This window comes from Modestobacter lapidis (assembly GCF_054780755.1).
On record NZ_BAAGVS010000028.1, the window covers coordinates 44,215 to 55,284 of the forward strand.

7 protein-coding genes are annotated in these 11,070 nt (G+C 75.6%); 6 read left to right on the top strand and 1 reads right to left on the bottom strand.

What is annotated here, in order from left to right; genetic code table 11:
• Positions 1-103 precede the first annotated feature (103 nt).
• The 6 genes from moeZ (at position 104) to ACYVG5_RS19445 (ending at position 10,171) form a co-directional block, all read left to right on the top strand.
• Positions 104-1,264 carry an adenylyltransferase/sulfurtransferase MoeZ gene (gene moeZ / locus ACYVG5_RS19420; protein WP_222050290.1) on the top strand — a complete coding sequence of 387 codons (1,161 nt, stop codon included), beginning with the start codon at positions 104-106 and terminating at the stop codon, positions 1,262-1,264.
• 180 nt (positions 1,265-1,444) lie between these two features.
• Positions 1,445-2,023, top strand: a complete 579-nt coding sequence (locus ACYVG5_RS19425; protein ID WP_222050291.1) for a TIGR03086 family metal-binding protein — start codon at positions 1,445-1,447, stop codon at positions 2,021-2,023.
• Between the two features lie 94 nt (positions 2,024-2,117).
• Positions 2,118-2,942: a hypothetical protein gene (locus ACYVG5_RS19430; RefSeq protein ID WP_222050292.1), complete on the top strand. Its 825-nt coding sequence runs from the start codon at positions 2,118-2,120 to the stop codon at positions 2,940-2,942.
• Between the two features lies 1 nt (position 2,943).
• Positions 2,944-3,255, top strand: a complete 312-nt coding sequence (locus tag ACYVG5_RS19435; RefSeq protein WP_222050293.1) for an MGMT family protein — start codon at positions 2,944-2,946, stop codon at positions 3,253-3,255.
• 212 nt (positions 3,256-3,467) lie between these two features.
• On the top strand, positions 3,468-6,674 hold the full coding sequence (locus tag ACYVG5_RS19440) for an ATP-dependent helicase (RefSeq protein WP_460683457.1): 3,207 nt from the start codon (positions 3,468-3,470) through the stop codon (positions 6,672-6,674).
• Complete coding sequence (locus ACYVG5_RS19445; protein ID WP_460683458.1) at positions 6,671-10,171, top strand: UvrD-helicase domain-containing protein; 3,501 nt, start codon at positions 6,671-6,673, stop codon at positions 10,169-10,171. The genes ACYVG5_RS19440 and ACYVG5_RS19445 overlap by 4 nt, the downstream gene beginning before the upstream one ends.
• A gap of 203 nt (positions 10,172-10,374) precedes the next feature.
• Here ACYVG5_RS19445 and ACYVG5_RS19450 read toward each other — a convergent pair whose 3' ends face one another.
• A complete protein-coding gene (locus ACYVG5_RS19450) occupies positions 10,375-10,653 on the bottom strand; it encodes a hypothetical protein (protein WP_222050294.1) in 279 nt (92 codons plus the stop codon).
• Positions 10,654-11,070: the final 417 nt, after the last annotated feature.

The following is an 11,070-nucleotide window of genomic DNA, read 5'->3' on the forward strand; positions in this document are numbered from 1 at the left end:
GCGACTCGGAACACTCCGCCATGTCACGCTGTTGCGCAGTACAGGACGTCGGCGCAGGCCGACCGGTCCTGCCTGAACCTGCAGTCGCTGCGAAGGAGCCCCCGTGTCGTTGCCACCCCTGGTGGAGCCCGCTGACGACCTCTCGATCGACGAGGTCCGCCGCTACAGCCGCCACCTGATCATCCCCGACGTCGGGATGGACGGGCAGAAGCGGCTGAAGAACGCCAAGGTGCTGGCCGTGGGTGCCGGCGGCCTCGGCTCGCCGGTGCTGCTGTACCTGGCCGCGGCCGGTGTCGGAACCCTGGGCATCGTCGAGTTCGACACCGTCGACGAGTCCAACCTGCAGCGCCAGGTCATCCACGGCCAGTCCGACGTCGGCCGGTCCAAGGCCGAGAGCGCCCGCGACTCCATCAAGGAGATCAACCCGCTCGTCGACGTCCGGCTGCACCAGACCCGGCTGGACAGCTCGAACGTCGAGGAGATCTTCGGCCAGTACGACCTCATCGTCGACGGCACCGACAACTTCGCCACCCGCTACCTGGTCAACGACGCCTGCGTGCTGCTGAACAAGCCGTACGTGTGGGGCTCGATCTACCGCTTCGACGGCCAGGTCTCGGTCTTCTGGAACGAGCACGGCCCCAACTACCGGGACCTGTACCCGGTGCCGCCGCCGCCCGGGATGGTGCCCTCCTGCGCCGAGGGTGGCGTGCTCGGTGTGCTCTGCGCCACCGTCGGCGCGATCCAGGCCACCGAGGCCGTCAAGCTCATCACCGGCATCGGCGAGACGCTGCTGGGCCGGCTGATGGTCTACGACGCCCTTGAGATGACCTTCCGCGAGATCAAGGTCCGCAAGGACCCCGAGGGCGAGCCGATCACCGGGCTGATCGACTACGAGGCCTTCTGCGGTGTCGTGTCCGAAGAGGCCCAGGAGGCCGCTGCCGGTTCGACGATCACCGTCGACGAGCTCAAGGACATGATGGACGCTGGCAAGGACTTCGAGCTGATCGACGTCCGGGAGCCCAACGAGTACGAGATCGTCTCGATCCCCGGCGCGACGCTGATCCCCAAGGACGAGATCCTGTCCGGCCGGGCGCTGTCCCAGCTGCCGCAGGACCGGCCGATCGTGCTGCACTGCAAGACCGGTGTCCGCTCCGCCGAGGCGCTCGCCGCGGTCAAGGCGGCCGGCTTCAAGGACGCCGTCCACGTCCAGGGCGGCGTGACGGCGTGGGCGACGCGCATCGACAAGGCGCTCCCGACCTACTAGAAGGACCTCGTCCCTCCCCACGATAGAAGGACCCCGTCCTCCTCACCCCTCGCAAGCTCGGGGCGAGCCTCGGGACGGGGCCGGCGCCGCGGGTCCCTGGGACGCGGCCGTTCCAGCAGTTCACCCGCGCCCCGGTACGCCACTGCGCGTGCCGGGGCCCGGCTGCGTTTGACTGGTCGCATGTCCGATATCTCCCGTGCCGAGTTGCTGGAGCGCTACCAGCGGGCCCAGGCCCAGTTCACCGACCGCGTCGACGCCGTCGCGCCCGGGCAGTGGCACGCGCCAGCTCTCCCGGGATGGACCGTCGCGGACCTGATCGCCCACGTGACCGCCGACCAGCTGGCGGTTCCGCAGCTGCTGGCCGGTGGCACCCCGGACATCCGCGCCCGGACCTCTCCCGACGAGCTGCTCGGCGACGACCCGCTCACCGCGTGGGAGACCGCGGCCGACGACGCGCTCACCGCCTGGGCCGGGGACGGCGCCCTGGACGGGGCCGTCGAGCTGCCGGACGGACCCGCTCCCGCCGCCCATCACCTGCGCTCGACGACCGCCGCGCTCACCGTGCACGCCTATGACCTGGCCGCCGCGGTCGGCGGCGACACCGACCTCGACCGGGAGCTCGTGGCCGACGCCCTGCAGTTCGCCGAGGAGCATCTGGGGGACGACGGCGTCCCCGGTCTGGTCGACCCGCCCGCGGTCGTCCCGCCGGGCGCGGAGCTGCTCACCCGGCTGCTGGCCCGGTACGGCCGTCGGGTGTGATCACCGGAGCGCCCCGGGTCTGCCGGTGTGCGCCGCTACGCGCCGCTGCTCCCCGGCATCGAGCGCCACGCAGCCGATCCCGGAGGTCGTTCGAATGAGCCAGCCGCCCCAGGGCCCTCCTCCCACCTGGCCGGGGTTCCCGCCGCCCGAGGGGCCGCCGGGCCAGCCGCAGCCCGGGCCGTCCGGCGGCTGGGGGCAGCCCCAGCCCGGCCGGTACGGACCTCCGCCCGGGCAGGGTGGCTGGCCGCCGCGGCCGGCGCCGGGCCACGGGGAGCCGCCGACCCAGGCCGGCGGCGGGGGCGGGAGCAAGGGCCTGCTGATCGCCGGGATCGTCGGGCTGGCGGTGGCCGTCCTGGTGGTGACGGTCCTCGCGCTCACCCTGAACAGCGGCGGTGCGGACAGCGTCGCCTCCGCGCCCGCCCCGGTCAGCATCCCCTCGACGTCCGGTCCGTCGACCGCGCCGTCCACCGTGCCGGCCGGGCTGGACGCCTTCCTCGCCAGCCTGCCGGCGGACTTCGTCGACTGCGAGGAGGCGCCCCTCGCCGCCGACGGCGACCTCCTGGCCGCGGGATGCGGCGAGGCGACGAGCCGGCCGGGGCCGACGGGCGCCCGGTTCTACCTCTACCCGGACGTCGCCACCCTGGACGAGGTGTTCACCACCGACGTGCTCGGCAGCGGGCTCACCGAGTTCCCCGACGGCCAGGACTGCTCGACCGGCATCGGCTACGGCGGCTGGGACGTCGACGGCGCCGTCGGCGGCATGGTCGCCTGCACGATCGTCGACGACGGCACGGTGAGCATCGCCTGGACCGACGACGAGTTCCGCACCGAGGGGATCGTCGTCGCGCCAGGCAGCGCGCAGGCCGACGTCGCGGAGCTCTACGCCTGGTGGACCGAGAACAGCTTCTACCAGGGCTGAGATGACCGATCGCCCGCCGGCCGGACCGGACGTCGACGAGGCGGTGTTCGACGCCGTCGAGTCGATCCCACCGGGCCGGGTGAGCACCTACGGCGCCATCGGGCGGCTCGTCGGGGTCGGTCCCCGGCGGGTCGCCCGCGCGCTGTCCGGCGGCGGGGCGGCCGTTCCCTGGTACCGCGTCGTGCGCGCGGACGGAACGGCGGCCGAACCCGTCCGGGCCCGGCAGCTGGAGCTGCTGGCCGGTGAGGGCGTGCCGGTGCGCGGGCAGCGGGTCGACCTGGCCGCCGTCGGGTGGCCGGACGAGGGCTGGTGAAGGACCCCGTCCTCCCCTCCGCTCGCAAGCTCGCGAGGGAACCCGGGACGGGGCCACCTCCTCTCCGCTCGTGAGCTCGCGGAGGATCCCGGGACGGGGCCACGCGGACTGTCGGTGCCCCGTGGTCCCATCGAGGCGTGCGGGGAGAAGTAGCAGTCGCAGACGCAGGGATCCCGGCTCCGGGCGCGAGCCCGGCGCCGGTCTACCGGCTGGTGCAGCCGGCGGCAGCGCCGCCGGTCCGTCCCCGGCTCGATCCCACCCAGCAGGCGGTGGTCGATCACGCGGGTGGCCCGCTGTTGGTGCTCGCCGGCCCCGGCACGGGCAAGACGACGACGATCGTGGAGGCGGTGGCCGCCCGGATCGAGGCCGGCGCCGACCCCGAGCGGATCCTGGTGCTCACGTTCAGCCGCAAGGCCGCGGCCGAGCTGCGCGCCCGGATCACCGCGCGGGTGGGCCGCACCATCCGCGAGCCGGTGGCCCGCACCTTCCACTCCTACGCCTTCGGCGTGCTCCGCCGGGCCGCGGTGCTGCGCGGTGAGCCGTCCCCGCGGCTGCTCACCTCGGCCGAGCAGGACGCCGTCGTCGCCGAGCTGCTGCGCGGCGACGCGGCCGAGGACGGCATCCGCTGGCCGGCCGAGCTGGCTGCCGCGCTGGGCACCGACGGGTTCCGCGACGAGCTGCGCGAGCTGCTGCTGCGGGCCACCGAGCGCGGGGTCGACTCCCGTCGGCTCGCCGCCTGGGGGCGGGGGCGCGGCCTGGCCCACTGGGAGGCCGCCGCCCGGTTCGCCGACCAGTACGCGGGCGTCACCGCGTTCGCCACCGCGGCTCGCGGTGGGGCCAGCGGCTACGACCCGGCCGAGCTGGTCCGGGCGGCCATCGACGAGCTGCGCGACGACCCGGAGCTGCTGCGGTTCGAGCGGGAACGGGCCGGTGCGCTGTTCGTCGACGAGTACCAGGACACCGACCCCGCGCAGGTAGAGCTGCTCGAGCTGCTCGCCGGGGGCGGTGGCGACCTGGTCGCGGTCGGCGACCCCGACCAGGCCATCTACGCCTTCCGAGGAGCCGAGCCGCGCGGCATCCTCGAGTTCGGCGACCGGTTCCGGCATCGCGACGGCCGGCCCGCCGACCGGCTGTCGCTGGGCGTCTGCCGGCGCTCGGGCGCTGATCTGCTGGCCGTCAGCCGCCGGGTCGCCGAAGGCCTGCCCGGCCCCTGGGAGCACCGCCGCCTGGTGCCAGCGGAGGGCACCGAGCCCGGGTCGGCCGAGGTGCACGTCTTCGACTCCCCGGCCGTGGAGGCCGCCTACCTGGCCGACACGATGCGCCGCGCCCACCTCCTCGACCGGGTGCCGTGGTCGCAGATGGCGGTCGTCGTCCGTTCGGCGGCGGCCAGCCTGGGGCCGGTCCGCCGCGCGCTGACCCAGGCCGGGGTGCCGGTCGCCGTCTCCGCCGACGACGTCGGCCTGGCCGGGCAGCCGGCGGTCCAGCCGCTGCTCGCCGCGGTCGGCGCGCTGCTCCCGCCCCGCGCCGGGGGCGGGCGTGTCCCAGCCACCGATCCGGCGACGCCCGATGCCGTTCCCGCGGCGGCCGGGCTCGACGAGCCGGGCGCGGAGGCGCTGCTCGCCTCGCCGCTGGGTGGCGCCACCGTGCTGGACCTACGCCGGCTGCGCCGTGCCGTCCGGCGGGCGATGGCCGGCCGTGGGGAGGACCCGGCCCAGCGCGGCGCACCGCTGGCCGTGCTGCTCACCGACGCCACTCTCCTCGACGCGGTGCCCGAGCACGTCGCCCGGCCCGCCGCCCGGGTGGCGCGCGTGCTGGACGCCGGACGGCTCTCCCTCGCCGGTGGCGGCAGCGCCGAGGACGTGCTGTGGGCCATGTGGCAGGCCAGCGGGCTGGGCCCGAAGTGGGCCCGGGCCAGCGCCGCCGGCGGTCCGCACGGTGCGGTGGCCGACCGCGACCTCGACGCCGTGGTGTCCCTCTTCGACGCGGCCGCCGGGTTCGTCGACCGGCTGCCGCACGCCGAGGTCGCCGCCTTCGTCGACCACCTGGCCGCCCAGCAGCTGCCCGGCGACACCGGCGCGGCCCGGGCGCCGGAGGGCGAGACGGTGCGGCTGCTCACCGCGCACGCGGCCAAGGGCCTGGAGTGGGACCTGGTCTGCGTGGCCGGCGTGCAGGAGGGGCTGTGGCCCGACCTCCGCACCCGGGCCAGCCTGCTCGGCGCCGAGGACCTCGTCGACGCCGCGGCGGGCACCGACCCGGCCAACCTCGACCGCCGCACCCTGGCGCTGGCCGAGGAACGCCGGCTGTTCTACGTCGCCTGCACCCGCGCGCGCCGCCGGCTGGTGGTCACCGCCGTCGACGGCTCCGTCGAGGGCGGCGACGCCGGGGCCACCGCCTCCCGCTTCCTGGACCTGGTGGCGGCGCCCCCGACCGGCGGGGACGCCGAGGGCGCCCGGCCGCACACCGCCCTGCCCCGGCAGCTGACGCTGCCCTCCCTCGTCGCCGAGTTGCGGCGCCACCTCACCGACCCGCACACGCCGGCCGCGCGACGGGCCGGTGCGGCCGCCGTGCTGCGCCGGTTGGCCGACGAGCGGGTGCCCGGTGCCGCGCCGGCGACCTGGTGGGGGTTGGCGCCGCTGTCCGAGGACGCTCCGCTGGTCGACCCGCACGAGGTGGTTCCGGTGCGGCCCTCGGCGATCGACACCTTCCAGCGCTGTCCGCTGCGCTGGGTGCTCGGCGCGGTGGGCGCCGAGGCCGCACCCGAGGCCACCCGCACCGTGGGCTCGGCGGTGCACGATGTCGCCCAGCAGGTGGCCGAGGGCCTTCTGCCGGCCGAGGCGCGGGCGGTGCTGGACGCCGAGCTCGACGGCCTCGACCTCGGGCCGGGCTGGTTCGACCAGCGGCAGCGCGACCGGGCCCAGGAGATGCTCGCCAAGTTCCTGGCCTGGCACCAGCGGGCCGACCGAGAGCTGGTCGCCGCGGAGGAGGACTTCGACGTGGTGGTCGGCCGGGCGCGGCTGCGCGGCCAGGTCGACCGGCTCGAGCGCGACGGCGCGGGCCGGCTGGTGGTCGTCGACCTCAAGACCGGCAAGACCCCACCCCGCACGGTGGAGGAGCACGGCCAGCTGGCCGCCTACCAGGTGGCGGTCGCGGAGGGCGCCTTCGCCCAGCACGGCACCGCGACCGGCGGTGCCGCGCTGCTGCAGGTCGGCGGCGCGCAGAAGGCGGCGAAGGAGTACGCCCAGCCACCGCTGCCGGCCGAGGTCGACCCGCGACAGACCTGGGCGGGGGAGCTGCTGGCCGAAGTGGGTGAGGGCATGGGGGCGGGCAGTTTCGCCGCGCGCACCGACGCCGACTGCGAACGCTGCGCGTTCCGGCGCAGCTGCCCGATGCAGGAGTCCGGCAGGCAGGTGACCCGGTGACGCTGCGCGATCCGTGGTCGTCCGATGGCTTGTGGCCCCGCCCCGGGGTCCCCCGCGAGCCCGCGAGCGGAGGGGACGACGGGGTCCTCCAGCAGCTGGCGTTCGACCTCCCCGGCCTGGTCACCCCCGACGTGCCCGACCTACCACAGCTGCTCACCCCGGCCGAGGTCGCGGACCGCTGCGGGCTGGCCTACGCGCCGTCGGCGGAGCAGGCCGGCGTGGTGCAGGCGCCGGTGGACCGGCCGCTGGTGGTGGTCGCCGGCGCCGGGTCGGGCAAGACCGAGACGATGGCCGCCCGGGTGGCCTGGCTGGTGGCCAACCAGCTGGTCGCGCCGGAGGCGGTGCTCGGCCTCACCTTCACCCGCAAGGCGGCCAGCGAGCTCAACGCCCGGGTACGGCTACGGCTGGGCGCGCTGGCCGAGCATCCCGACACCGACCCGGCGCTGAAGGAGCGCCTCACCGTCGCCGCCCCGACGGTGGCCACCTACCACGGCTACGCCGCCGCGCTCGTCGCCGAGCACGGGCTGCGGATCGGCGTCGAGCCGGGCGCGGGCGTGCTGGGCCCGGCGATGTGCTGGGGCCAGGCGGCGACGGTGGTGGCCGGCCACACCGGTGACATGAGCGACGTGGCCCTGGGCCTGGTCACCACCACCGAGGACGTGCTGCAGCTGGCCGCCGAGCTGGGCGAACACGACATCAGCCCGGCGGCGCTGCGCGCCTGGACCACCCGGCTGGAGCAGCGGGTGGCCGGCTACCCCGACGCGGGCAAGAAGAGAGGGCCCTACGCCGAGGTGGTCAGGATGCTCGCCCGGCAGCGCGCCCGCGTGGCGCTGCTGCCGATGGTGGAGGCCTTCGAGGCCCGCAAGCGGACCGCCGGCGCCATCGACTACGCCGACCAGGTGGCCTTCGCTGCCACGGTCGCGGTCACCTCGCCCGAGGCCGGCCGGCGGGAGCGGGCCCGCTGGCGGGTCGTCCTGCTCGACGAGTACCAGGACACCAGCGTGGGGCAGCTGCGCATGCTGGAGGCGCTGTTCGGCGGCCCCGGTGGGCACCCGGTGCTGGCGGTCGGTGACCCGCGGCAGTCCATCTACGGCTGGCGGGGCGCGTCGGCCGGCACCATCGAGCGGTTCGGCCGCACGTTCCCGGGCACGTCCGAGCGGCCGTTCGAGCGGCTCACCCTGTCCACCAGCTGGCGCAACGACCGCGCGGTGCTGGCCGTGGCCAACACCGTCGCCGGGGCGCTGCCGCCGCCCGCGGAGGACCAGCCGCTGCCCGACCTCACGTCCTCGCCGGTCGCCGGCCCGGGCGAGGTCCGCTGCGGCCTGTACGAGACGGTCGAGGAGGAGACCGAGGCGCTCGCCGACCGGCTCGCCGCCGCCTGGCACGGAACGACCGAGCCGGCCGGTCGTGACGAGTGGGGCCCGGAGGGCTCCGCGCAGGAGCGACGCAGCGGCTCCGAGCAGCAGGGGGACGGCACCTGGCTGCGGGGCCGTCCGAAGGACGGCAGTGCGCACCGCCCGACCGTGGCGGTGCTCGCCCGCCGGCGCGCGCAGCTGCCCGGTATCGCCGCGGCGCTGCGGGGCCGGGGCGTCCCGGTAGAGGTCGTCGGCCTGGGCGGGCTGCTCGACGTGCCCGAGGTCTCCGACGTGGTCGCCACCCTGCGGGTGCTGGTCGACCCCACCGCGGGTGACGCGCTCGGCCGGCTGCTCACCGGCGCCCGCTGGCGGATCGGCCCGCGCGACCTGGCCGCGCTGGAGTCCCGCGCACGGGCGCTGGTGCGCGAGCGTGCATCCGGCGCGGAGGCACCTGCGCCCGCGGACGGGCCGGCGGTGCCGACGCCCCCGCGGGAGCGCGGCAGCATCGTCGAGGCGCTCGACGACCTCGGCCGGCCGGAGGCGTACTCCGCGGAGGGTCACCGCCGGCTGCGCCGGCTCGGCACCGAGCTGGCCGGGCTGCGCGCCCGGCTGGGGGAGTCGCTGCCCGACCTGGTCGACGAGGTCACCCGCACGCTGGGCCTGGAGACCGAGCTGGCCAGCCACCCCGACGTCAGCCCCGGCGGCGCCCGGGCGCACCTCGACGCGCTGCACGAGGTGGCCGCCCAGTTCTCCGAGCTGGCCGAGCTGCCCTCGCTGCCGGCCTTCCTGGGGTACCTCGCCGACGCCGAGGTCCGGGAGCGGGGCCTGGAGCCCGGTGAGGTGGCGGTCAACCCGGAGGCGGTCCAGCTGCTCACCGGCCATTCCGCCAAGGGGCTGGAGTGGGACGTCGTCGCCGTGCCCGGGATGACCGTGGGCCAGTTCCCGGCCCGCACCGACGCCGCCGACTCCTGGATCCGCGACCCGGGGGCGGTGCCCGCCGAGCTGCGGGCCACCGACCGCGCCGAGCTGCCGGCGCTGCGGCTGCCGGTGCCCGGGTCCGGTGACCAGGCGGCGGTCCGCGACGCGCTGGAGGACTACGTCGCGGAGTGGAAGGCGTTCGGGCTGGCCGAGGAGGTGCGGCTGGGCTACGTCGCCGTGACCCGGGCCAAGCACCTGCTGATCTGCTCGGGCAGCTGGTGGCGCGACGGCAAGACGGTGTGCGGGCCGTCCTCGTTGCTGGAGGCGGTGAAGGCGGCCTGCGAGGCGGGCGCCGGCGTGATCGACGCCTGGGCGCCCGAGCCGGAGGAGGGTGCCGACAACCCGGCGCTGGCCGAGTGGCCGGTCGGGGTGTGGCCGGCCGACCCGCTGTCGTCGGGACGGCGGCGGGCGCTGACCGCGGCCGCCGAACAGGTCGCCGCCACCCGGCCGCACCCGCTCATCGACGACACCCTTGGCGCGACCGATGACCCGCTGGTCGCCGAGTGGGTACGCGACGCCGACCTGCTGCTGCGCGAGCGCGCCGAGCACGGCCGGGGCACCGTCGACGTCCCGCTGCCGGCGCACCTGTCGGTGTCCGCACTGGTCGCGCTGCGTCGCGACCCGGCGGAGCTGGCCCGTCGGCTGCGCCGGCCGATGCCGGCCGCCCCCGCGCCGCTGGCCCGGCGGGGCACCGCCTTCCACGCCTGGCTGGAGGAGCGCTTCGGCACCTCCCGGCTGATCGATCTCGACGAGCTGCCCGGCTCGGGGGACGCGTCCGCCGCGTCGGACGCCGCGCTCACCTCGCTGCAGGGCGCCTTCCTGGCCAGCCCGTGGGCCGACCGGCAGCCGATCGACGTGGAGGCGCCGTTCGAGACCCCGCTCGGGCCGCTCACGCTGCGCGGGCGGATCGACGCCGTCTACGCGACGCCCGACGGGGGGTTCGAGGTCATCGACTGGAAGACCGGCCCGGTGCCCGGCCCGGCCGAGCTCGCCGCTGCCGGGGTGCAGCTGGCCGCCTACCGGCTGGGCTGGTCGCGGCTGATGGACGTGCCGGTGGAGCGGGTCAGCGCCGGGTTCCACCACGTCGCGGCCGACGTCACGCTGCGGCCGGTGGACCTGCTCGACGAGGCAGGACTGCTGGCGCTGGTCACCGGGACGGGCTGACGGGCCCGGCGCCCGGTGGCCACCCGCCCGAGGCCGGGGACGTCGGCCGCTTGGGTACGCCCGCCGCCGGGCCCAATGGTGTGGACGTCCGGTGGTGAGGGGCACGGGCGCGCTGCACGGAGACGAGTTGCTGCGCAAGGGGAAGGCTCGTGTCCTCGAGGGCGGCTTCAGGGACACCGCCGCCGAGCCCACGTCGGGGCCGCTCAGCGGGTCATCGACGTGTGCGGCTGGCTACGGTGAAGGCCCCGCACGAACCAGGTGACCCATACCAGCAGGACGGCTACATGGGTGGTCACAAAGCAGGCGTAGCCCCAAAGCGGCGAACGCGCGCGCCCGACGACTGTTATCTCCGGGAGGCTGGCGGCAAGCGGACCGATCAGCTCCCAACTCATCATGGCCCAGCCGACCGCCTCCACCTGTCGGTCGCTCAGCCGGCCGCTTCGCTGCAGACGACGCGTCACCTGCACCAACGCGACATTCATTACGGCCATTACGGCTGGTCCAGTCTGGATGCCAGCTCGGCCCCGGAGTCGTCGTACGACGGGACTGACGAGGGCCGCCGGTTCAGCCAAGAGGAAGGGCGCCTGGAGGTCGATCAGGGAAGCGCGAGCGCGCCTCTTGAAGTCCGCCTGGGGCGGCGGTGCGGTATTCAACGGCTTTGCGACCACGGGTTGATCATGCCCGAAACAGCGGGGCCCGCGAATCTGGACGATCAGGTCCCTAAGTTGGCCGCTCGGGGACACTTCGGTACGACCGCGTCAGCTCCCGAACGAGTAGCGCAGCTCAGCGTTGATGAGCTCATTGAGGTTTTCTCACCAGGTTCGGCGGCCTGAAGGACGTCGTCGCTGGTCGTCGCGGGTGTTCCGGATGTAGGCGCGGGCTCTCGGGGTCACGATCGT

Coding starts and splice junctions, on each gene's coding strand:
- ACYVG5_RS19425 (WP_222050291.1), top strand. CDS start 1,445: ATGTCCGATATCTCCCGTGCCGAGTTGCTGGAGCGCTACCAGCGGGCC.
- ACYVG5_RS19430 (WP_222050292.1), top strand. CDS start 2,118: ATGAGCCAGCCGCCCCAGGGCCCTCCTCCCACCTGGCCGGGGTTCCCG.
- ACYVG5_RS19435 (WP_222050293.1), top strand. CDS start 2,944: ATGACCGATCGCCCGCCGGCCGGACCGGACGTCGACGAGGCGGTGTTC.
- ACYVG5_RS19450 (WP_222050294.1), bottom strand. CDS start 10,653: ATGAATGTCGCGTTGGTGCAGGTGACGCGTCGTCTGCAGCGAAGCGGC.